18 protein-coding genes are annotated in these 22,081 nt (G+C 45.4%); 6 read left to right on the top strand and 12 right to left on the bottom strand.

What is annotated here, in order from left to right:
- Positions 1-183 precede the first annotated feature (183 nt).
- From QUA54_RS31270 to QUA54_RS34645, 5 genes are all read right to left on the bottom strand, one after another.
- Positions 184-795 (bottom strand): methyltransferase domain-containing protein, encoded by a 612-nt coding sequence (locus QUA54_RS31270; protein WP_333418570.1) that lies wholly within the window; start codon positions 793-795, stop codon positions 184-186.
- 234 nt (positions 796-1,029) lie between these two features.
- Positions 1,030-2,073, bottom strand: a complete 1,044-nt coding sequence (gene bioB, locus QUA54_RS31265; RefSeq protein WP_333418568.1) for a biotin synthase BioB — start codon at positions 2,071-2,073, stop codon at positions 1,030-1,032.
- A gap of 17 nt (positions 2,074-2,090) precedes the next feature.
- On the bottom strand, positions 2,091-3,395 hold the full coding sequence (bioA, locus tag QUA54_RS31260) for an adenosylmethionine--8-amino-7-oxononanoate transaminase (protein ID WP_333418566.1): 1,305 nt from the start codon (positions 3,393-3,395) through the stop codon (positions 2,091-2,093).
- A 214-nt stretch (positions 3,396-3,609) separates the two neighbouring features.
- The gene (locus QUA54_RS31255) at positions 3,610-5,022 is read right to left on the bottom strand and encodes an adenylate/guanylate cyclase domain-containing protein (protein ID WP_333418564.1); all 1,413 of its coding nucleotides are present in this window, start codon (positions 5,020-5,022) and stop codon (positions 3,610-3,612) included.
- 392 nt (positions 5,023-5,414) lie between these two features.
- A complete protein-coding gene (locus QUA54_RS34645) occupies positions 5,415-6,884 on the bottom strand; it encodes an adenylate/guanylate cyclase domain-containing protein (protein ID WP_445301607.1) in 1,470 nt (489 codons plus the stop codon).
- A gap of 243 nt (positions 6,885-7,127) precedes the next feature.
- Between QUA54_RS34645 and QUA54_RS31240 the strand changes: the two genes are divergently transcribed.
- Together QUA54_RS31240 and QUA54_RS31235 are read left to right on the top strand one after the other, a co-directional pair.
- Complete coding sequence (locus QUA54_RS31240) at positions 7,128-7,880, top strand: class I SAM-dependent methyltransferase (protein WP_333418562.1); 753 nt, start codon at positions 7,128-7,130, stop codon at positions 7,878-7,880.
- A 130-nt stretch (positions 7,881-8,010) separates the two neighbouring features.
- Positions 8,011-9,369: an FAD-binding oxidoreductase gene (locus tag QUA54_RS31235; protein ID WP_333418560.1), complete on the top strand. Its 1,359-nt coding sequence runs from the start codon at positions 8,011-8,013 to the stop codon at positions 9,367-9,369.
- Positions 9,370-9,487: 118 nt separating this feature from the next.
- Here the strand turns inward: QUA54_RS31235 and QUA54_RS31230 are convergent, their stop codons facing one another.
- Both QUA54_RS31230 and QUA54_RS31225 read right to left on the bottom strand, forming a co-directional pair.
- Positions 9,488-9,871 carry a hypothetical protein gene (locus QUA54_RS31230; protein ID WP_333418558.1) on the bottom strand — a complete coding sequence of 128 codons (384 nt, stop codon included), beginning with the start codon at positions 9,869-9,871 and terminating at the stop codon, positions 9,488-9,490.
- A gap of 173 nt (positions 9,872-10,044) precedes the next feature.
- Positions 10,045-10,935, bottom strand: a complete 891-nt coding sequence (locus tag QUA54_RS31225) for an ABC transporter permease (protein WP_333418556.1) — start codon at positions 10,933-10,935, stop codon at positions 10,045-10,047.
- 311 nt (positions 10,936-11,246) lie between these two features.
- On the opposite strand from QUA54_RS31225, the gene QUA54_RS31220 reads away from it, so the two are divergent.
- Positions 11,247-11,381, top strand: a complete 135-nt coding sequence (locus QUA54_RS31220; protein WP_333418554.1) for a hypothetical protein — start codon at positions 11,247-11,249, stop codon at positions 11,379-11,381.
- A 78-nt stretch (positions 11,382-11,459) separates the two neighbouring features.
- Here the strand turns inward: QUA54_RS31220 and QUA54_RS31215 are convergent, their stop codons facing one another.
- The 5 genes from QUA54_RS31215 to QUA54_RS31195 all read right to left on the bottom strand — a co-directional run bounded on the left by QUA54_RS31215 (position 11,460) and on the right by QUA54_RS31195 (position 16,469).
- Positions 11,460-11,990 (bottom strand): hypothetical protein, encoded by a 531-nt coding sequence (locus QUA54_RS31215; RefSeq protein WP_333418552.1) that lies wholly within the window; start codon positions 11,988-11,990, stop codon positions 11,460-11,462.
- A gap of 33 nt (positions 11,991-12,023) precedes the next feature.
- The gene (locus tag QUA54_RS31210) at positions 12,024-12,554 is read right to left on the bottom strand and encodes a hypothetical protein (protein ID WP_333418551.1); all 531 of its coding nucleotides are present in this window, start codon (positions 12,552-12,554) and stop codon (positions 12,024-12,026) included.
- Between the two features lie 942 nt (positions 12,555-13,496).
- On the bottom strand, positions 13,497-14,519 hold the full coding sequence (locus QUA54_RS31205) for an ATP-binding cassette domain-containing protein (protein ID WP_333418571.1): 1,023 nt from the start codon (positions 14,517-14,519) through the stop codon (positions 13,497-13,499).
- Between the two features lie 494 nt (positions 14,520-15,013).
- Positions 15,014-15,202 carry a hypothetical protein gene (locus QUA54_RS31200; RefSeq protein WP_015175516.1) on the bottom strand — a complete coding sequence of 63 codons (189 nt, stop codon included), beginning with the start codon at positions 15,200-15,202 and terminating at the stop codon, positions 15,014-15,016.
- Between the two features lie 343 nt (positions 15,203-15,545).
- Positions 15,546-16,469: a histone deacetylase family protein gene (locus tag QUA54_RS31195; RefSeq protein ID WP_172186193.1), complete on the bottom strand. Its 924-nt coding sequence runs from the start codon at positions 16,467-16,469 to the stop codon at positions 15,546-15,548.
- 396 nt (positions 16,470-16,865) lie between these two features.
- Here QUA54_RS31195 and gyrA point away from each other — a divergent pair, with 396 nt between their 5' ends.
- The 3 genes from gyrA to QUA54_RS31180 all read left to right on the top strand — a co-directional run bounded on the left by gyrA (position 16,866) and on the right by QUA54_RS31180 (position 21,913).
- Positions 16,866-19,577, top strand: coding sequence for a DNA gyrase subunit A (gene gyrA, locus QUA54_RS31190; RefSeq protein ID WP_333418548.1), 2,712 nt, complete (start codon positions 16,866-16,868; stop codon positions 19,575-19,577).
- Positions 19,578-19,743: 166 nt separating this feature from the next.
- On the top strand, positions 19,744-20,400 hold the full coding sequence (locus tag QUA54_RS31185; protein WP_333418547.1) for a Uma2 family endonuclease: 657 nt from the start codon (positions 19,744-19,746) through the stop codon (positions 20,398-20,400).
- 220 nt (positions 20,401-20,620) lie between these two features.
- Positions 20,621-21,913, top strand: a complete 1,293-nt coding sequence (locus QUA54_RS31180) for a ribonuclease D (RefSeq protein WP_333418545.1) — start codon at positions 20,621-20,623, stop codon at positions 21,911-21,913.
- Positions 21,914-22,081: the final 168 nt, after the last annotated feature.

Raw genomic sequence — 22,081 nt, 5'->3', positions numbered from 1 at the left:
GTCGCTTTTATCAACAGGGTATGCGGGCTGCAACCCTGATTCGGTCTATCTCCTAGGCCTCTTTGTCACCCCCCCAGGTCAATTGGTAAATTATTTTTTTTATTTTACCGCAGAGGGCGCAGAGTACGTAGAGGAAGAGAGGGGAATGATTCGCAATTCCCGATTCCCAATTTCCCATTTACGTTATATTTTTTTGCCGACTATTACTACCCAAGATTGAGCTTCGCGGGGTAAGCCGGGGGGGCGATAGTAGTGATTGACAATTGCAAATCCTGTTTGTTCTAAACAAGGCGCTAAAGTATGATATTCCCATCCGGCAGTATAGCGTTTTCCGGTTGGCCGCTCGTCGTATCCCTCCCAATTTCCCCGGCACATTGACATGACAATTGCACCGCTAATAACTAAGGCTTTGTGCAAATTTTGCAGCACTTTTACCATCTCGTCGCTGGGAACGTGAATTAGGGAAGCATTGGCAAAAATACCGTCAAATTCTGCATTTGGCAAGTCGAGATTCAGAAAAGATTGCTGCCAAACTTCGCATCCCGATAACTTCTTAGCTATTTCTACAAAAGCTGGAGTTGCATCTAAGCCTACAACTGTGTGTCCTTGGCTCTTGAACGCTACTAAATCTCGTCCCGGTCCGCATCCTATATCGAGAATTTTACCGGGATTGCGGGGCATGGCAGCCGTCAGTGCGGATCGATTTTGGGATACGTCGTGATGCCAAGTTCCTTCTCGGAAAGATTCGGCAGTTAGCTGGTATTCTGCGATCGTAATTTCTTCGCGTTTGTCCACAATTTCCCCTCTTGTATTATTTTAGATTTTAGATTTTAGATTTTAGATTGAAGAATGTCAACCGTAGAATAAGGGTTTATGGCTACAATCTAAGAACTTAAGGCTGACGCATTTGCTACCTCAGAAACCCGGTTTCTATCCGCCCATGCGTAAGCGTGAAGTAGAGATATTGGGTAGGCACACGGCACCGCCGTGTCCTACTCTATTTCATCCGATTGAAAACTGCTATAAGAGTTACACAACCAGGGTTTTTTGATGCGGTTGGGTAACTGCTGAATCAACTTCTAAGAGAGAACCTTCAGGGGATTCGATCGCAAATCCTGCATCTCGAATCATGTCCCAATCTTGATGGGCAGCTTGTCCGGGAGTTGTCAGATAATCGCCCACAAAGATAGAATTAGCGGGGTAGAGTCCGAGAGGTTGCAGCGATCGCAAATGCACTTCCCGTCCCCCAGCAATCCGAATTTCTTGACTGGGAAGCAAAAATCGGAACAAACAGAGAATTCGCAAACATTGGCGGGGATTTAACCTGTTCACATCTGCAAATGGCGTGCCGGGAATCGGAATAAAAAAGTTGACCGGCACGCTAGTAACGCCCAACTTGCGAAGCGAAAGCGCTAAATCGATCGCATCATCATCCGATTCGCCCATCCCCAAAATTCCGCCGGAACAAGTTGTGATTCCCGCTGCTTTTACGTGTTCGACGGTTTCAACCCGATCGCCAAAAGTGTGAGTCGTGCAAATGTCCGAGTGATATGATTCGGAAGTATTGAGATTGTGATTTACGCGATCGACTCCAGCTTTAGCCAAACGGTGAGTTTGCTCCTCGCTCAACAATCCCAAACAAGCGCAGATTTTCAGGTTATAATTTGCCTTCACAGTCTCGACAGCATCCAAAACGCGGTCGAAAGTAGATGCGTTAGGTTGACGGCCCGAAATCACCAAACAAAACGTACCAGCTTTTAACTCTGCTGCGCGTTGGGCGGCATCCAGAATTTTCTCCTTAGCTAAAAGCGGATATTTCTCAATTTCCGCAGTCGAAATTTTGGACTGAGAACAATAATGGCAATCTTCAGGACAAAGGCCGCTTTGAGCATTTAACAAATAGTGCAGCCTGACTCGGTTTCCCCAGTAGTGGCGGCGCACCCGATAAGCTGCGTTTAGTTGTTCCAGCAAAACCTCATCCGGTGCGCGCAATACGGCTAAAGATTGCTCGCGAGAGAGACATTTGCCCGCCAGCGCGTCGTCAGCCAAATCGTTCCAATTGGGTAAATTCATTACTAAAATTAAAGGGTTTACAGAGTATCCAAAACCTGACGAATTACCCGATAAATCGATTCTAGTTCATCAGGAGAAATGCAGTAGGGAGGCATCAAGTAAAGCGTATTTCCCAAGGGGCGGAGCAAAAACCCCGCTTCGAGAAACCTGGCTTTCAATACAGGAGCGATGTCATTAAAATAACCCGAAACGCTTTCGGTTTTCACATCCATTGCTGCGATGGTGCCGCAAGTCCGAATCCGTTCCAGTTTAGGATGATTTCTCAGCCATTGATTCAGATATTGGCGGTGCAGTTTTTCCATCCCTTGATACACATTTGGGTTTTGCTCCAAAAGCTCCATCGATGCTACACTCACCGCACAAGCTAAAGGATTTCCGGTGTAAGAATGACTGTGAAAAAAAGCTTTGTCCGGTTCATCTCGCCAGAAAGCTTGATAAATATCCTCCGATGCCATTGTGACAGCAATTGGCAAACAGCCGCCAGACAATCCTTTAGACAAACACAGGATATCCGGCTTCGTTGCAGATTTAACAGAGGCAAACAGTTCGCCGGTGCGGCCAAAACCCGTCATTACTTCATCGTAAATCAACAATACATTAAACTGGCAGGCAAGTTGTGCGATCGCCTGCAAAAACTCAGGGCGGCACATTCGCATTCCCCCAGCACCTTGCACCAAAGGTTCGATAAAGATTCCCGCATAGCCGCCCTGCTTTAACAAAAACTCCAATTTCTCCAAACTCGCCGCCTCTTTGCTTTCCACCTCCTCATCGCCGTCAAAAGTCGCGGGAAAAGGAACAACATCCCCAGCAAACATTAAAGGTGCAAAAGATTCCCACCACAGCGAACTTCTACCAGCAGACATCGCGCCCACAGTATCGCCGTGATAACCTCCCTCAAAACTAATAAAGCTAGTGCGGTTAGTTTCTCCGAGATTGCGCCAATATTGAAATGCCATTTTCAGAGCAACTTCAACAGCAGTCGATCCGTTATCAGAAAAGAAAATCCGCGTTAAAGAAGTAGGCGTATGAGTTAGCAATTTACTTGCAAGTTTCTGGGCCGGTTCGTGAGTAAATCCGGCAAAGATTACGTGTTCTAACTTTTGGGCTTGCTCGTAAAGAGCCTCGGCGAGAACCGGATGGCTGTGCCCGTGAACAGTAACCCACCAACTAGAAATGCAGTCGAGAATTTGCCGCCCGTCTGCCAATTCCAGCACCGATCCTTTGCCGCGAATTACCTTCAGCGCCGGGACAGCCGTTTTCATTTGCGTGAAGGGCTGCCAAATCGGTGAATTTGAAGAATTATGTTCCTGATTTGCAGTCATTTTTACCAATCAAACTAATATTAAGTCGCCTTTTAATATAGCAATTTTAACTCACTTATGAAATTTTTATTTTTTCTTGTTTCTTCTTCTCTTCCTTCGTGTCCTTAGCGTCTTCGCGGTTCCTTCAAAAAAATCAAGTTTGGTGTTAGGATTGGCTGCGCTGCAACATCTGCCGCCATATCAGGTATTTCCGGGTGATGGTTAAAATTATCAGTTAAATTTTTCTGCCTTTCAGCAAATAAGTCGTCATTGCTCCTTTGCCTTTAACATTAATTTTACCCCGCTTTTCCAACAAATACTTATCGCACAGCAACTCATAAGTTGAGCTGCTAACTTGAATTTTACCAGGAAGTCCCTGAGATTCCATGCGGCTTGCTGTATTCACAGCATCTCCCCACAAATCGTAAATAAACTTTTTAGTGCCGATGACACCTGCTACAACAGGCCCAGTATTAATGCCAATGCGGATATTTATAGGTTCACCGCATTCGTCGCGAAATTTCATAATTTCTTGCTGCATTTCCAGGGCCATTTCGGCAATAGATTCGGCATGATTTGTACAGGGAAGCGGCAAACCGCCTGCTACCATATAATTGTCGCCTATAGTCTTAATTTTTTCTAAGCCGTATTCTTCGCTCAAGCTATCGAAAGCTGAAAATATTTTGTTAAGCAATTTGACTAATTCTTCAGGAGACGTGCGAGAGGATATTTCGGTAAAGCCCACAATATCAGCAAACAAAACCGTAACCTCGGCAAATCCGTCCGCAATATTTATCTGGCCTTGTTTTAGGCGATCGGCAATCATTACCGGTAAGATATTTAATAATAAACGTTCCGACTTTTCTTGTTCGGCGCGCAATATTTCCTCAGCTTGTTTCCGCTGTGCGATTTCCTTGTATACTCGGTGAAACATTTGATTGAATGCGACCATGAGTTCTCCCAACTCGTCATCGCGCTTGACAGAGAGAGAGTAGAAATCAGGTTTTTCTCGATCTTTGCTCAAAGCGTCTCCGGCAGCGATCAAGTCATCGCGCAATCTCAAGAGAGGTGCAATTACTGTCACCCCTAAAAAGAACATAGTCACCGAAGTGACAAAGGCTGATATAATGATGACTAGAACCGCAATCCGCCCGATAAATGCGTAGAGTTCCGGTTGAACGGTGGAAGCATCGTGGCGCACAATTAAGATGTAATCGCCTCCCAAATGTCGCTCCGTCCAAGCAATATCGTAGCGCTTGCCATCGAAATTGTGATGGTGAACTATACGAGCATTTTTTAGTTGCTTTAAACTGATTTCTGGGCGTTCGCCAAGTGTATATATTAGCTGACCGTTAGCTTTGTAAATAGACAGTCCTAACACTACTTGAGAATCCTTAATAATATTTTTTACTTCTTCTTGCAAGAAAGTGCGATCGGATATATCTTGTTGGAGCAAAAACTCTAGGGAATCAACAGTCGCCCGAGATACCTGTTCTAATTGACTTAAAAGTTCATTTTCTCGCCGAAAATAAGAGGGAACTAAAATAATTCCCTCTATGACAAGAATGCTAGCAAATATCCACAAAGCTATTTGCCTAGACAAGCGAGATTGGAAAAAACCCAAGAATGATAAAATCCGCAATAACATAAAATTTACTATTTGGCAATGGCCTAATTTAGGACATAGGAAAATAAACCCGGTTTCTCGTAATAAATTTTGAGTTTGTCAACAAATCAACTGCGCCGAAACCGGGTTCCTCACATCCTCTGTGTAATTCCTGTAATTGTCAGCAGTCAACAGCCAGCAGCTATTAACTGTTAGTTCTTGGCTGACGACTAACAACGAATGACTGATGACCCCGCCCAAAAACGGATACCAGCCCCCGACTTAACTCGTGGATATATAAAAATTTTAGACCAAAGTTCAAGATCCCAGATTCACCTGTGCAGTAAATCTAAAATCTAAAATCTAAAATCTAAAATCTAAAATTGACTGACTTCGGACTAACTAGCAGACCCCTTAATAATATAATAAACAAATTAAACCGAAACTGCGCTGACTAACCTGCCTAGAAGCAAATAAGTATTCATATCGCCCTTGCCTTTGACCTGGATAATTCCTCTGTCTTCAAACAGATACTTATTTTGCAATATCTCGTAAGTTGATTGTGTGACTTGAATCGCGCCGGCAACCCCGTGGGATTCCATGCGGGCTGCTGTATTAACGGCATCGCCCCAGAGGTCGTAAATGAATTTTTTAGTACCAATAACCCCGGCAATTGCAGGCCCGGTATTGATGCCGATGCGAATGTTAATTCCTGCATGATGTTTGGCATTAAATTTTGCTAATTCCTCCTGCATATCTAAAGCCATTTCCGCAATGCTTTCAGCGTGGTTGGTGCTGGGATTTGGCAAACCTCCGACTACCATGTAAGCATCTCCAATTGTTTTGATTTTTTCCAAGCCGTACTTTTCCGTCAAACCATCGAAGGCTGAAAAAATTTCGTTGAGAAAATCGAGCAATTCTTCGGGAGATATTTGTGCTGACAGCACAGTAAAGCCTACGATATCCGCAAACAAAATTGTGACTTCTGCGAAGCCGTCAGCAATACTGCTTTGACCATCTTTTAGCTTAGCAGCAATGGACTCGGGTAAAATATTGAGCAGCAGGCGATCGCACTTTTCCTGTTCTTTTACCAATTCTACATTAGTTTCTTGCAATTGTGCCGTCCGTTCCCTGACGCGCTGTTCTAATTGTTTAGCATTTTGGCGCAACCTGCTGATAGATAGAGTTAATCCTGTTACCCCTAAAACTGAAAGTCCTGCTAACAGTAAAAACAGGTATTTCAGTTCGCTGCGAGTATTTTTCGTGATGGTATCGAGAGGTTGAGTAATTTCTAATATCCCTCGTACATCTCCCACTTTCCAGTCTTTTTTGGGACTGAAGGAGTTAGTGTTGTGACAGTTAACGCAGCTAGGAGTTAGAATATCTGCCTCGGCATATCGAAATGCTGGCTTGCTGCGAAAATCCTCACGTCGGAAAAATTTTTCTGTCGGATTTTTCATCAAATAGGTAATAGCTTGCCGTTCAAAATCGTCTCGAGCTCCGCCTTCTTTTCGCCGCCAGGGAAACGGGTAGTCGCTGTAGAGACGAACTGATACTTCGGGATTTTTTTGGGTGATATGGTTGCCGAGTTCTATTAAGAAGGTGGCAGGTACGGGAACTGTTACTTTTGTCGGGTTGTAGTCGTGGGTAAAGTTAATTGTTTTAGCGGTGTTAAGAGGATTGACAACATCCGAACTGTAAAGGGTGCGGGCTTCTTTAATAGCTTGGGCATAGAGGGTGGCATTTTGGAGGGCTTGCGATTCAATTAGGGTGGAGGAAAGACGAGACATATGTGCCATCGCTACTCCTACACCTACACAAAATAAAATTGTCACCGCAAGCAGAATTCGCTTGTAAATTAATTGGCTGATGGCAGCCCGACTGCGAGAAATTAACTGACGCATGGTATCCTCAAATGTGAGGTTGAATCTTTAAGTGATTTTACGCACTACTAACATAACACTGCTTTTTCAGGTCGCTTTGTCGGCGTCGGGCTAAACCCAGACGGCGTAGTGCAAGGGATTGTTTATTGTTATTTACAGCGAGTGTTGGGGTTCTCCGTAAAAGTACGCATAACTTTATAGTACCGATCGCACTTATTGCTGTATCTCGGTTAGGATAGCAATTGTAGTCTATGGTTGGCGATCGTGAATTCTGACTCTACTGTCTCACCTACAAACAACGAAATTTTTCCGGGAGAAGTTTTCGTGAATACTGCCGATTTTGATACCGGCATTCGGCGACTTTTACCTAAATATGACGAAATGCTGGATGTATTAACAGCCTGCATTGCTAGTGCAAACCACCGCATTTTAGAACTCGGCTGCGGTACGGGGGAACTCACTTTAAAAATTCTCCAACGCTACCCGTCTGCGGAAATAGTTGCTGTCGATTACTCCCCGCGAATGCTTGATTTTGCCCGCGCCAAAATAGAGTCGGCAGGATACGCAGCCCGGTGGACTGGCATAGAAATGGACTTTGGAGAATGGGCGAACAATCCCAATTTATCCAGCAGCTTGGGCGATAAATTCAATGCTTGCATTTCATCTCTGGCAATTCACCATCTTGAGGACGAGATGAAGTTGAAATTGTTTCAACGCATTCGCGAAAGTTTAAATACTGGTGGCTGTTTTTGGAATGCCGATCCTCTTTTAGCAGAATCAGCAGCAATGAAAGATATTTATCAAGCGGCGCGAGAAGATTGGGCGCTAAATCAGGGGGAAACTTTAGCACAAATTCGGGCAAATGTGGGGACGAGTGTCTCTTACGGGTATTCTAATCCCGATCGCCTAGCTACACTTTCGGCACATTTAGAGATGTTGGTATCATCTGGATTTGAGACTGTTGCAGTTCCTTGGAAATACTACGGTATGGCGGTGTTTGGGGGATTTGTTAATTGAAAAAAGCAGTCATGCTATGTAGGATGAAACCTCAGCACCTTACTGCTTAAAGAAAGATTGCAGTTAGTGTTTTTGGTTACTAAGTTATGCTTGAAAAAATATATAATACTGTCAGGGTTTAGGAAACAAAATGACTGCAAGTGCGATTCAAAGTATTGACTGGGATGCTTTTTCTTCGGAACTCTCGGGAATCGAAATAATTAGCGATCGCGCGCAAGTTTTCAAGCTATCTCAAGACTATTATCACTTCAGTCCAGTTTTGCAACCTATCTTAAGTGATAAAACTGGAGATTTAGTAGTTCGTCCCGCCAGCGAAGCCGAAGTTTTGCGGATTGCAGCAGCCTGCGTCAAATCCAAAATTCCGCTAACTGTCAGAGGTGCAGGAACCGGCAATTACGGGCAGTGCATTCCCCTCAACGGCGGCGTCATTTTAGATACCACCAAAATGCACAGTATCCGCTGGATAAAACCGGGTTTAGCTTGCGTAGAACCGGGAGTGAAAATGTCGGTTTTCGACAAACAAGCGCGAGAAACCGGTTGGGAATTGCGGATGGTTCCCTCAACCTATCGCACCGCAACGATTGGGGGATTTATCGGAGGCGGTAGCGGGGGAATTGGTTCGATAACTTACGGGCAATTGCGCGATCGGGGAAATCTTCATGCTGTTCGAGTCGTTACAATGGAAGACGAGCCCCGCGTCATCGAATTGCGCGGCGATGAAGTGCAAAAAGTCAATCACGCTTACGGCACAAATGGGATTATTACTGAGTTAGAAATTCCCCTCGCCCCTGCTTATGCTTGGGCGGAAATCATCGTCGCTTTTGAGGATTTTATGACATCCGCAAACTTCGGCCAAGCTTTAGGTGATGCGGACGGAATTATCAAAAAACTAATTTGTGTTTGTGCTTGGCCGGTTCCTGCTTATTTTGCTGCTTTCCGCGATGCGATTCCTGAAGGTAAGCACTGCGCTTTGTTAATGGTAGCTGAATCTTGTCTGGAACCGCTGCAAGATTTGGTGGGCGAATATGGCGGCACAATTTGCTATCAAAAAAACGCGCAAGCTGCGAGCAAAGGTGCAGCAATTGCTGAATTTACTTGGAATCATACAACTCTGCACGCTCGCAGCGCTGACCCGTCTCTGACTTATTTGCAGACGCTTTTTCCTCCAGATAAAGGTTTGAAATTGATTGAGGAACTGTACAATTATTATGGGGATGAGGTGATGATGCACTTGGAGTTTTTGCGGATGAACGGCAGGGCGATCGCCGCAGCTTTGCAAATAGTTCGCTACACTACGGAATCACGGCTCAATGAAATTATTCGGTATCACGAAGAGCAAGGCGCACTAATTGCTAATCCTCACACTTATATATTGGAAGATGGAGGGATGAAAAGTATTAATGTGGAACAGTTGCAGTTTAAAGAGTTGGTCGATCCTTACGGTTTGCTGAATCCGGGTAAAATGCGGGCGTGGCTGGAACGGGATTAAGGGCGATGGTTTTTAGATAAGATTCGGATCTTGAAATCGCTGCTAGACAAACTTTCGTCCGCCTAAGCGCTGGCTTCGCCCACGCGGACTCAGAAATGAGCAAACAGCATTTGTAAATTTAAGGGACGGGGGCGGTAATTTCTGCTGGTGCGATCGCTCCTTCAGAAGGTACAGCTTGCTTTTCCAGTAGTTGGCGCTGTTTGTTCCGAAATTCTGCGGCCGCATCGTTCAAATTTTGGCGCTGTTCGCTATTAAATTCTTCCATGCTGCGGCCGCCTCCCAATTGGGATCTGTGAATTAAATCAAATATTGCGCTGCCGCTGCTGCGGCCGGAAAATGGGTCGGTATTGTCTTTAGTTTGAAAGTCTTGCAGCGGTTGGGCATTATTTAAACCGCTGGCTTGAGCGAAGCTTGCTTGAGGCGAGAACAGAGCACAGGATGCGATCGCGCTTGCAGCAATCCCAATCATCAATTTGCCCGATTTAGAAGTTTTGGTGTTCATAATTTATTAGTTGAACCTTCAAAAAAACAATTCTATCTAAACAATATTCTGACTTGCGACTAAATATTATATTACTTCGCTGGGGCTAAGGACACGGCATTGCCGTGTCCCTACCATTGACGGTGCAGGTTAAACTATCGCCTGCAGATTTGCCGCGATCGCCCTAGCCCTAACTAAGCAAACCGGCGTCGCAGCAGCGGTTGAATGCTCAGCAGCGCCACCAAATCAAAGGCTAGCAATACTAACAGCGCTCCTCCAAAGGTAACATTACCCCAAGGAGCGTACATCACGACACTGGCTAGCGACCAATCGCTGTGCAGGTACAGATAGCGGATGGGTTCGATCGCGTAACTCAGAGGATTGAGAGTCACCACAACTTGCAGCCAGTCTGGCATAAATGACAGGGGCGCGAGGGCTGTGCTGGCAAATAACAGCGGCAGGTTAGTAACAAAAATTACCGCTATTAATTCTACGTGACCGGGGAGAGCAAAAGCTAAACCCAGACTCAAACCGGTGACGCCCAAAACTAACAGCAGGACAATCAGGGCGATCGCCCCCAGTCCGGCAATTCCGGGGAATCCCGCGCCCAAAAACGCTCCCGCTGTAACGATTGTGCCGGTTTGGATAAAGCTGAGGGTGACGATAAAAATAGCGGAAGCGAGGACGATCGAAAATCTCGAAGCCAAGGGCGCGACTAACAAGCGGTTGAGAAATCCGAACTCGCGATCGAACATAATCGGCAAACCAGCATTCAGCGCCCCGGCAAATGCAGTAAAAACGATTACACCAGCGCCGAGAAATTGTCCGTAATTCTGGCTTTCGCCGAACAAGCCTGCGGGTGCATTTTCAAACAGAGCTCCGAACAAAACCAACCACATCAGGGGCTGAATAATGCCTGCAACTAGCGTCGAGGGGCGGCGCTGCAATTGAATAAACAGGCGCTTGGTTAAGGCGAGTGTTTCTTGGATGAAGTCGCCCAGCAGGGAACTGTTTGAGGCTGTAATAGCCGTTGAGGGCGATCGCTGCTGGTTGAGGTTGTTGGGGGATGTAACAGTACCGCTCATAATTGCTTGCGCTGATTTTGATTAAATCTAACTCTCTTTACAGTAGCAAGTCTGGAGGTATTGGTGGTGTTGGGCGGGCGATCGGTCTAAAATTGAGAATAAGCTCATCAAATATGCTAAATAAAAACTTGATTTACTAGGAAGATAAAGCTATGTCATCAAGGGCGATCGCAACCTTGGTCAAAATCATGGAATCTTTGCCAGAAACTCTTCAAGACAAAGTGGTTGAACATTTGCGATAATATCTTGAATACTTAAGGGATGAAGAGCAGTGGAATTTATCTTTTGAGAACACGCAACAATCGCTGATTGTGGCTGCAAAACACGCCCAACAGGAAATTTCAGAAGGAAAAGCACAGCCATTAGATATTGATATAGCTGTAGAAATACCAACACTCGCCGACTATCCCAGTCGCCGAAAATTTATGCAATTGTCGCTAGAATAGAGGCGAAATATTCTAGCAAAACAAGCTGAGGTAATGTTTCAAAATTACCAGGAAGAAAGTTAGGGAGTCAGAAGAAAGTTATGGTTTAGCAGCTTTAACCACATCCTCAACCATTTTAATCGCCTCTTTAATTGCCATTTGACCGCTTTCTACGACCCTAATTAAATCCTGAGCGTCTTTCGGGCTAATTAAATTGAGCCTGACTGGTTCTTTCAAGGAAACAATAAATTTAGTTTTATCGCTGTCTTGCAGCTTAGAGCCTCTTTCTTTGGCTTCAACATCTCTTAGCTGTTCTTTTAACTGTTTAAGCATTTCTGCTTGTTTTCCCTGGTCAAAAGTGCCATCAAATAACATTCGTTTTGCCCCTACCAGAGCAGCAGCACCTAAAGCTGCACCGCCAACAACTAATCCTACGGGAGGTGCAACGGTTATTAACCCAAATAGAAATGATGCACCACCGAAAGCTGCCACCGCCGCACCAGCACCGGCAGCCCCCACCACACCAATGCCAATATCTGCTAAAATCCCTAATTTATCATGTGGATTTTTTTCCAGTTGCTCTATTGACTTCAGAATTTGATCTTTGGTTGGCGTTTTATTTGCCGACATATTCGACCTCAATTTTTTTGCTGATTTTGGTAGTTAAGCAGTGATGACGTTGCGGAAAATCGTATTGAAAACGTCTATCAGTAGTTGAAAAAATACTTTGGCAATCTCAATAATGTCTTGAGCAATTCCAATATTTCCATCAGACACCTCTTTACCTTGATCGCGTTGATCGAGTTTGTGTCCAGCTATTGCGCCAAAAGCAGTAATGGTTAATCCCAAAGCTGCTCCCAATGGCGCTAACAATGGGCCTAACAAGGGTATTGAATTTATCAACATTGCGACAGCACCACCTATAGCAGCACCGATACCAGCACCGATCACTAAATTAGGATGTGCCTTGACAAATTCTATGATCTTAATCAGGATAATTTTGCCTATTGCTAAAACTTTGTTGCCGGCTTTTTTCGTGTAGGTAGCCAACTCATGCAGCCGGATCGTGACTTCATGTGGCAAGCCGGTATCATTTAACCACACATACAAATCGCTGCTACTCCTTGCATCAGCATCGACTTGCCAGAGAGCCATTTTTAAATTAGCTTGAGGTAGGGATAATGCACTAGACATGGTTATTTTTCCTGTTGTAATTTACAAAATTTTTACGAACATTTCACGAGGCGAAAAGCCCCTAAACGTCTTGCAATTATTAAAAAAGCTGGTAGAGAAAAAAGCAAACCCAAGCAGATTAACACCTCCACCCCTACCCAGGTCAACATTAAGGGCACAACTAATTTTTAAGCCTTTTTATTTACTTCTTTGCTCACTGATGCGGTCACATTTTCAGCAATTTTTTGCTTTAAGGCCGCTCATTAAAAAGTTTAACTTTAATTTTCATGTACTGTCAAGTAGGAGAATGTCACAATTTGCCAGTAGTTGATAAAATTAGCTAGCCGTTAAAAGTCACTTTTTGCCCTCCTTATACCAATTCACTATGAAGCTGCATTTAATATAACGCTAAGGATATAGTTCCAACCAGAAAGACATCAGCCTCATTTAGTGTATCTTCATAGTGAATTGGTATTAGTCAGAAAAAGTCAGATACAATAGATAAAACTTCCTACACCTACCGAATAAATGAATGTTCAAGAACTCTTAAGGTTTGCCGATGGTTTGGTATTCACTAAGACGGGCAAACACCTAGACGATCTGCATTTATGGCAAATCTCAAGAGTCACCCGGCGAATTATGTAAAGCAATTCAATCTTTAGCCAGACGGGGAACGATCGAAAAATTGAGCTGTGAAACTGAAACTGTTTTCACGATTCCACCTGTGTTAAAACAGTATGTTAAAAGGGTTGCAAAATAGTCTTAAATATCTATAGGACTTACGCATTAAGGTTAAGAAACCGGGTTTTTTACGAAAAGACGCGATGCAGTCGGCAAATTCGGTAAAAAACCCGGTTTCTTTAGTCGCGCGGAGCTATCCCCTAAAAGGAGCGGCCCAGCTTTCCTCACTTAATCCGTGTATCCGTGTCAAAATCAGTGTCGTGCATTCCCTCTTCCTTCAAATTAAGATCGCATCGCCTGTTTTTGCTCGGCCTTCAAATCGCGGTTGCTAGCAGCAGCCAACTCCGCATCCAACAGCGTCTTACCAGTCGCCGCCAAATACACATCATCCAAACTCGGCCGAGATTGAGCAATCCCAAAAGTAGGCAATCCCGCATTTTTTAAAGCTTGCTGAATAGTCACCAGCGCATCGCTTTGCGGTGTTACTACTAAATTCAGAGAATTTCCTTGAGCGGTGTTGACAATTACTTCCTGCACAAAAGGCAAAGATTGCATCAGAGTTTTAGCTTTTTCGGCTTCTTCCATCGGCGAAAACTCCCGAATCCGCAGAGTCACCCGATCGCCCCCAACCCGATTTTTCAACTCCTCCGGCGTCCCCTCAGCAATCACCGTACCCTTGTCAATAATCGCCACGCGATCGGCCAAAGCGTCAACTTCTTCGAGATAATGGCTGGTAATCAAAACCGTCGTACCTTCCTCCCGCAAGCGGCGCAGGAAATCCCAAACTACCACCCGGCTTTCAATATCGAGCCCGACAGTCGGTTCGTCTAACACCAAAACATCCGGCTGGTGAAGCAATCCAGCAGCTAAGTCGAGGCGTTTGCGGATACCGCCAGAATAAGTGCCCGTCTTTTTATTTTCCCACTCCTCCAAACCGAGGAGTTTCACCATTTCGTCAATCCGCCCTTTAATCCTAGGGCGCGGCAAATGGTAAAGCGCTGCTTGCAGTTGCAGGAGTTCCCGCCCAGTCAGCACCTTATCGAGAGCCACTTCTTGGGCGACGTAGCCGAGTTTTTGTCTGGCAATTCTCGGCTGACTGACAGCAGAAATACCAGACACTTCAATGCGTCCGCTATCGGGCGCACTCAAAGTACAAAGTACCCGCAGGGTTGTGGTTTTGCCTGCACCGTTGGGGCCTAGCAAACCAAATATTTCCCCCGGTTCTACCTTGAAGGAAACATCTTTAACGGCTTCTACAGTGCCGTAGCGTTTCTGAAGATTTTCAATTAAAACGGCGGGAGCCATATATTTTGGGGATGAACTGGTTGTTAATATTTTGACACTTCCGGGCTCAAATTGCCGGAATGGTCGATCGACCAATGCGACTGGCTGTGCTTGTAACGATCGCACAATCCTCCTCAACCGGAAACTGCTTATAGTTTTGATTCTTAATACCCGTTTAAAAAATATCAACTTTATAGAGATTCTTAACCCTGATATTCATCAGTATTTCCCAATCTCTAATCTCTAATCTCTAATCTCAAAATTATGAGTTTTGAGTTAATTATAACTTCTCAGTTAGTAACTCAAAACTCACAATTGTTTAACAAGTAGAGATGCACCCGAAACCTGTTTTTTTATAATTATCTCTACCTCTAGGCTGATGTGTAGCGCGATTTTGAAAATTAACAGCGTTATCCAACACATCCCACTTTCGAGCCAAATATTAAACAGCGAAAACTTCCCGACGTGGCAAGTTCTACTTTTAACACCCCTAAAGAAAGTTGGCGGAGGCGTCTTTAATCGACAATTTTTACCCAACCGCGGCGCACGTTGTACAGCAGTCGGTTGATGATGGCATACTCATCTTCATTCAGCGTTCTTTCTAAGAGTGCAGATCTGAGCTGTCTCCGGTCGTGGCGAGTCACGACGCTGGAGAACATGACCTGACCAAATAACTCTTCGAGTGTCATTTGGGAGACTGACATGATAAACCTCCTAGTTGATTGAGACAAATAAAATTTTTACAGGCTGATTGTAATCTTATTATGCTCTCTGCGAGCGATTCCAAAGGCGATCGAAAACATTGACACGGTGTGATTTTTGGGCGAAAAATCTGTGACCGAGACTTTGATAGCCAGTGACTTTGATCTATTAAATTTGTGATCCTTGTCACTTAACTCAGAAGGAAGAGGGAAGAAGTCAGAAGGAAGAGGGAAAAAGGCTATCAAGCGCGATCGCCAAATCTAAGCTTCGCTTATGGCCTCCAAAAACTTTCCCTCCCGTCCTCATTGCTTCTCAACCTCATTTTCCCCTATGCCAATTTTCCAACTAATTTAGGCATCGGTCAATAGTCGCCACAACTGACTCGGCCAAATCTTTGAGCGCGTAACCCCCCTCCAAACCAAAGGCGATGCGGCGGGTGATTTGCAGGCAGTATCCGGTGAAAGTACCGTAATCTGACGGAGCCAGAGTCATGCTCGCCAGCGGATCGGACGCAGTAGCGTCGTAACCGGCGCTGACAATCAACAAATCCGGTTCAAATTTTGACAAAAAAGGCACGACAAGAGATTCAAAGGCGCCCAGGTATTCAGCTATGCCGCCGCCCGGATACAGGGGAATGTTCAGCACGTTGTCGTAGGCGCCACGCTCCTCGGCATCTCCTGTTCCCGGATAGCACGGAGATTGGTGCAGGGAACAGTAGGCAATTTGCCGGCAGTTTTCCACCAAGGATTGAGTGCCGTTGCCGTGGTGCACGTCCCAGTCGAGGACGGCGACGCGCTTGATTCCCGGCTGTTCCAGGGCGTAGTGAGCGGCGATCGCAGCATTGGAAAACAAGCAAAAACCCATCGCGCGGGCGTTTTCGGCGTGGTGTCCCGGCGGCCTGGCCAGCACAAAAGCAGGTTCCCCCGCAGCCACCACTCGATCGACCCCATCGAGCCAAGCACTCACCGCTAGCAGCGCTACGTCGTAACTTTCAGCAGAAATCGGCGTATCGCCGTCGAGGTAGCCGCCTCCCCGATGAGCCAAATGTTCGACTTCTTTGATGTATCTTTGCGCGTGAACTTTTTTGAGAGCCCAGAACAGTGCTTGTTCGCGCTGCGCCACTGGGGTGGGCAGTTGCCACTGAATTTGATCCGCCCAGGGAGCAGCTTTCAGAGCGTTGGCGATCGCCGTTAAACGTTCTGGTCGCTCTGGGTGAAGCATTCCAGTCTTGTGCAGCAAGAAATCTTCGGAGTAGATAACGGGTAGCATCGGCTGATTTTAGATTTTAGATTTTAGATTTTAGATTTTTAGTTGGCTTTAAGAAGGCCTTCGGTTTTGTGAAATTAAAATTTCGTTCGAGCAACCATTTTAATTTCTTATAGAACCGTCAAAACAACTAACGAAAGCATGAAAGCCTTCAGCCTAAAAAAACCTTTCTAGCTTTTGCCAACCGCTGACTAAATCACCAACTGACAAATTATCAATTGTCCTTGTTTCGTCCCTTAATTTTTCTGGCAATTTTCCCATAAAGTCAAAGGCAAATTGTGATATAATTTTAGGAGTAATTTGCAATATTTGGCAGCTCTACTGAATCCAAACCGATTTTATCGCATTTTTGAGATTTATAGCGGTCAAATTTAAATTTATAACGGAGTTTTTCAACCTATGAGCACCTCTGAGTCGCGGATAATCCCGACGGATCTGGGTAATGAGATGTCCCGATCGTACTTGGAATACGCCATGAGCGTAATAGTCGGTCGGGCGCTACCAGATGCCAGGGACGGTCTCAAGCCCGTTCACCGACGCATTCTCTACGCCATGAACGAATTGGGCTTGACTCCCGATCGACCTTTCCGCAAATGCGCCCGCGTCGTGGGGGAGGTGCTGGGCAAGTATCACCCGCACGGAGATACAGCGGTTTACGACGCCCTGGTGCGGATGGCTCAGGATTTCTCCATGCGGGAACGCCTGATCAACGGCCACGGCAACTTCGGCTCCGTTGACAACGACCCGCCCGCTGCAATGCGTTACACCGAGTGTCGCCTCACAGCTCTGACGAGCGACTCCATGCTGCGCGACATCGACTCGGAAACAGTTGATTTCGGCGACAACTTCGACGGTTCCCAGCAAGAACCCCTCGTACTCCCGGCACGCATTCCCCAAATTTTGCTCAACGGTTCCTCCGGGATTGCTGTGGGGATGGCAACCAACATTCCACCGCACAATTTAGGCGAAATAATTGACGGTTTAGTAGCACTAATCCACAATCCAGCAATTACCGACCTGGAATTGATGCAGTACATCCCCGGCCCGGACTTTCCCACGGGAGGGCAAATTCTGGGTAGAGGCGGCATTCGCGATGCTTACACCACCGGTCGCGGTTCGATTACAATGCGCGGAGTCGCCGGCATTGAAACCATCGAACATCCCGGCCGCCCCGACAAAGAAGCAATTATTATCACCGAATTGCCTTACCAAACAAACAAGGCAGCGCTAATTGAGAAAATTGCCGAACTTGTCAACGACAAAAGATTAGATGGAATTTCCGACATTCGCGACGAAAGCGACAGAGACGGAATGCGCATCGTGATCGAACTCAAGCGCGACGCCTATCCCCGCGTCGTCCTCAACAACCTCTACAAACAAACACCTCTCCAAGCCAACTTTGGAGCTAATATGTTAGCGCTAGTAAATGGGGAACCCCAACTACTTACGCTCTCCCAATTCCTCAATGTCTTCCTAGACTTCCGCATTGAGACAATTACTCGCCGGACTCAATACGAACTCCGCAAAGCAGAAGAACGCGACCACCTTCTGCAAGGTTTATTAATTGCCCTAGACAACTTAGATGCAATTATTCACCTAATTCGCGCCGCTGCCGACTCCGCTGCAGCGAAACAAGAATTAATGGATAATTACGGTCTTTCCGAACAGCAATCTGACGCAATTCTGCAAATGCAGCTCCGGCGCTTGACAGCCTTAGAAGCGCAAAAAATCCAGCAAGAACACGAAGAACTGCGAACTAAAATCGCCGATTTGGAAGATATCTTAGCGCGCCGGGAACGCATTTTAGAAATCGCCGAATTTGAAGCAGTCGAAATCCAAACCAAAATCGCCACTCCTAGACGCAGCGTCATCGAACACGCTGAAGGAGAAATCGATGAAAGAGATTTAATTGCCAACGAACAAGCAATTATTCTAATCACAGAGCAAGGCTACATCAAGCGGATGCCTGTCAGCACTTTCGAGGCCCAAAGTCGCGCTACTCGCGGCAAAGCAGGCGCGAAAATGAAAGAAGACGACGGAGTAGAACATTTCCTTTCCTGCTGCGATCACGATAGCGTTTTGTTCTTCAGCGATAGGGGCGTAGTTTACTCTGTCAAAGCTTATCAAATTCCCATCTGTTCCCGGACTGCCCGCGGCACTCCCGTGGTGCAACTGCTGCCGATTCCTATAGAAGAAAAAATCACTTCTATGGTGTCAGTCACAGAATTCACCAGCGAAGAATACTTGGTAATGTTGACTCGCGGCGGCTACATCAAAAAAACCGCACTTTCAGCTTTTGGCAACATCCGCACTAATGGATTAATCGCCATTTCTCTAGAAGAAGGCGACCAACTGCGCTGGGTGCGGAGAGCTAAAGTTGGCGACAGCATCATCATCGGTACGCGCCAAGGCATGGCAATTCATTTCCGCACCAATCACGAACAGTTGCGCCCAGTCGGTCGCGCGACGCGGGGTGTCAAATCAATGAAATTGCGATCGGGCGATGAGTTGATCAGTATGGACATTTTGCCCAGTTCAATAGTTGCCGAAATTGCTGAATTGGAAACTGAAGACTCGGAATTTGAAGGGGCAGAAATTGCTCTATTAGAAACTGAAGACTCGGAATTTGAAGTAGCAGAAGTTTCAGAATTGGAAACTGAAGATGTGGAATTGGAAGACGAAGAATTAGAACTGCAAGCCGAGGAAATTGAAGGCGAAGATGCCGAAGAAATTCCGACAGTTAGCAGCGAAGTTCCTTCGGTGTTGGTAATCACCACCAACGGCTACGGCAAGCGGGTTCCAGTTTCTCAATTCCGCCTACAAAGACGGGCGGGCAAGGGATTGACGGCTACTAAATTCAAGTCGAAAAAGGGTAAGGATCAGGTAGCTGCGCTGCGAATTGTCAACGAAGATGACGAGTTGATGATCATTACCAACCGAGGTATTATTATCCGTCAGGCTGTGAGTGCAATTTCTACTCAATCGCGCACAGCAACGGGTGTGCGGGTGCAGCGGTTAGATGAGGATGATTCGATCGTAGCTGTGGCTTTAGTGCCGCCTGCTGGTGAAGAATCGGCCGAAGAATCGGAATCTGAGGAAGTGGCAGAATAGTCGTTAATAGTTTGTAAGGTGCGCGTTGCGTACCTTACTGCTGAATGGTAAAAATGCCATCGTTTGTAGGGCGATCCGTGGGTATCTTACTGCTGAATGGTAAAAATGCGATCGCCCCTACTCAGAAGTTTTCTCTCAAAAGTCAAAGATTTTTTCCGGTGAGGTAATGATGAGTCAAATCCAAACCAAACTACTAACTGATACCTGGGTTACAGCGACTTGGGATGAATATATAGAAATTATTAAACAGCCGGAATACGATCGAGCAAAATCCTACTATTACAACGGACAGTTGAGGATTCAAAAGGCAGCAGTCGGGCCAGATCGTGCTGATGACAACGGAATTATCGTCATCTTAATCAATTTATTTGGGATTGCTAAAGGTATAAAAATGAGACTGCTGGTCAACTGTAGCTACGCCAAAACGGGTGTCAGAGGCGCTCAACCTGATGCTTCTTACTACATCGGAGACCGGGTGCAAACGGCACCTAGCGGCAGTTCTGTAGTGAATTTGGATAGCCTAGTTTCCCCAGATTTAGCGATTGAAATTGCCGACAGTTCTCTCATTGACGATTTGGGTACCAAAAGAATGATTTATGAAGAATTAGGAGTGTCTGAGTATTGGGTAGTAGACGTACAAAAAGCGCAAGTTATTGCTTTCAAAATAATTGCTAACTGGGGAAGCGAACGGCTGACGGAATCTCAAGTTTTGCCGGGGCTAAAAGTTGCTTTATTAGATGAAGGTTTGCTCCGCAGTCGCCAGACGGACAATACAGAAGTAGGCAACTGGTTTTTAGAGGAAGTTCGCGGGAATCCTCAATAGTGCGATCGACTGCATTCTTTTTTTAACTGGAGGCTAGAAACCCGGTTTCTACGAGTTTTGTGAACAGGAACGAGAAATATAGGAAGAAACCGGGTTTCTGAGGTTTGCGTGTGTCCAGGACTAAGGATCAGCCATGTCCGGCGCTTGAATCGTTGACAATCGAGCCGATAATTGCTATAGCATAATAGAATCAAAAAGTTAATAGCAAAAGTCTGTAAAAATGCCTTATTTAACAGTAGCAAACGACATCACAGCACTCATCTCTCAATTTTCTCAAGCTAAAATCCTGTGGGTGGATACAGAAATAGCAGACTATAAATCCAACCCCAGATTATCTCTGATTCAGGTGTTAGCTGACTCCACAGATTCGACGGGAGATGCCACTTTTCTACTAGATGTCTTGGATAAACCAGAATTGGCCAAAGATTTCATCAACCAAATCATGGTAAATCCAAATATTGAAAAAGTCTTGCACAACGCCAGCTATGACATCCGATTTCTAGGCAATGACGACGCTCAAAATGTCACTTGCACATTAAAAATGGCGAGAAAGATTCCCACTTACATTTTGCCATTACCTAATCGACAACTCAAAACTTTAATACAAACACTTTGCGGCATTGCTTATGTAGATAAAACAGAACAAAGCGGCGATTGGGCAAAGCGTCCGCTGACCCAGAAGCAGCTAGAATATGCCAAGATGGACGCGGTTTATTTAGCTGGAGTGCATCGCCGCCTGCTAGAAATCCTTGCCCAATGTTACCCCGAACCCGCAACAGAAAACTTGACAGCATTGGGCGAAAAATATCAGGAAATAGAATCTCAGTGGAAGCCGCTAGATTCAGAAATCGCTGAAGTGAAAGAACGCATTAAAGCAGGGATGCTAGCCCAAAATCTCAAAGACAGTTCTTATTTTGAGCTTTCCAGTTCGATAACGATGAAAGTAGATTTTCTGACGCTGGCCAGACTGACGCAAACTGAGGGAATTGAGTTAAATTTTCCGGTAACGCTGACGAAAGAAATTCAAAAACAGTTAGGCGAACTCATCGCCGATACATCTTTGGAAGTTGAGGATATTGCTAGTTGGCGGCTGAATTATAATCTACAGCAACGGCGAAAATCTACTAAGAAAATTGCGCCGGAACCGGCTAGCGAGGATTTAACAGCATTGGGGGAAAGGTACAAAGAAATTTTGCCTGAATGGAAGTTGCTGGATTCTGAAGTTGAGCATCTGAAAGAGCGCATTAAAAAAGCAATGTTGGTGCAAAATAAGGAAAATACTCCCGATTTTAAGTTATCCAGTTCCTCGATTTTGAAGGTAGATTTTGCTAGCTTGGCAAAACTTGCGCTATCGGTGGGGGTTGAGTTAGATTTTATGGTGACGCTGACTCAATACATCCAAAAGCGGTTAGGGGAAGCGATTAACAAAATTGATGTGCAAATTGAGTATATTACCAGTTGGCGGATGACGGCTAAGACTGTGGAAGATGAAGATGAAGAAATTCCGTTTTAACTATTTAAATATCACGTTTCCTCTCATTTTTTTGTGTTCTCTGGGGGCTGGGAGGGTGACAAAAAGGTCTAGGAACAAAAATGTAAAGCCGTGCTAGGGCGTCGGTTCAGTATTAGGAGTTGACAAAAAAGACTGAAAATGATATGTGAATTGAGAAGCCTGTTAAAT

Origin of the sequence: Microcoleus sp. MOSTC5, from assembly GCF_036701825.1 — a bacterium.
GTDB lineage: Bacteria > Cyanobacteriota > Cyanobacteriia > Cyanobacteriales > Microcoleaceae > Microcoleus > Microcoleus asticus.
This window is presented reverse-complemented; position numbering and strand designations above follow the sequence as displayed.

Coding starts and splice junctions, on each gene's coding strand:
- QUA54_RS31255 (WP_333418564.1), bottom strand. CDS start 5,022: ATGTTATTGCGGATTTTATCATTCTTGGGTTTTTTCCAATCTCGCTTG.
- QUA54_RS31235 (WP_333418560.1), top strand. CDS start 8,011: ATGACTGCAAGTGCGATTCAAAGTATTGACTGGGATGCTTTTTCTTCG.
- QUA54_RS31225 (WP_333418556.1), bottom strand. CDS start 10,935: ATGAGCGGTACTGTTACATCCCCCAACAACCTCAACCAGCAGCGATCG.
- QUA54_RS31230 (WP_333418558.1), bottom strand. CDS start 9,871: ATGAACACCAAAACTTCTAAATCGGGCAAATTGATGATTGGGATTGCT.
- gyrA (WP_333418548.1), top strand. CDS start 16,866: ATGAGCACCTCTGAGTCGCGGATAATCCCGACGGATCTGGGTAATGAG.
- QUA54_RS31195 (WP_172186193.1), bottom strand. CDS start 16,469: ATGCTACCCGTTATCTACTCCGAAGATTTCTTGCTGCACAAGACTGGA.
- bioB (WP_333418568.1), bottom strand. CDS start 2,073: ATGAATTTACCCAATTGGAACGATTTGGCTGACGACGCGCTGGCGGGC.
- QUA54_RS31210 (WP_333418551.1), bottom strand. CDS start 12,554: ATGTCTAGTGCATTATCCCTACCTCAAGCTAATTTAAAAATGGCTCTC.
- bioA (WP_333418566.1), bottom strand. CDS start 3,395: ATGACTGCAAATCAGGAACATAATTCTTCAAATTCACCGATTTGGCAG.
- QUA54_RS31205 (WP_333418571.1), bottom strand. CDS start 14,519: ATGGCTCCCGCCGTTTTAATTGAAAATCTTCAGAAACGCTACGGCACT.
- QUA54_RS31215 (WP_333418552.1), bottom strand. CDS start 11,990: ATGTCGGCAAATAAAACGCCAACCAAAGATCAAATTCTGAAGTCAATA.
- QUA54_RS34645 (WP_445301607.1), bottom strand. CDS start 6,884: ATGCGTCAGTTAATTTCTCGCAGTCGGGCTGCCATCAGCCAATTAATT.
- QUA54_RS31200 (WP_015175516.1), bottom strand. CDS start 15,202: ATGTCAGTCTCCCAAATGACACTCGAAGAGTTATTTGGTCAGGTCATG.
- QUA54_RS31185 (WP_333418547.1), top strand. CDS start 19,744: ATGATGAGTCAAATCCAAACCAAACTACTAACTGATACCTGGGTTACA.
- QUA54_RS31180 (WP_333418545.1), top strand. CDS start 20,621: ATGCCTTATTTAACAGTAGCAAACGACATCACAGCACTCATCTCTCAA.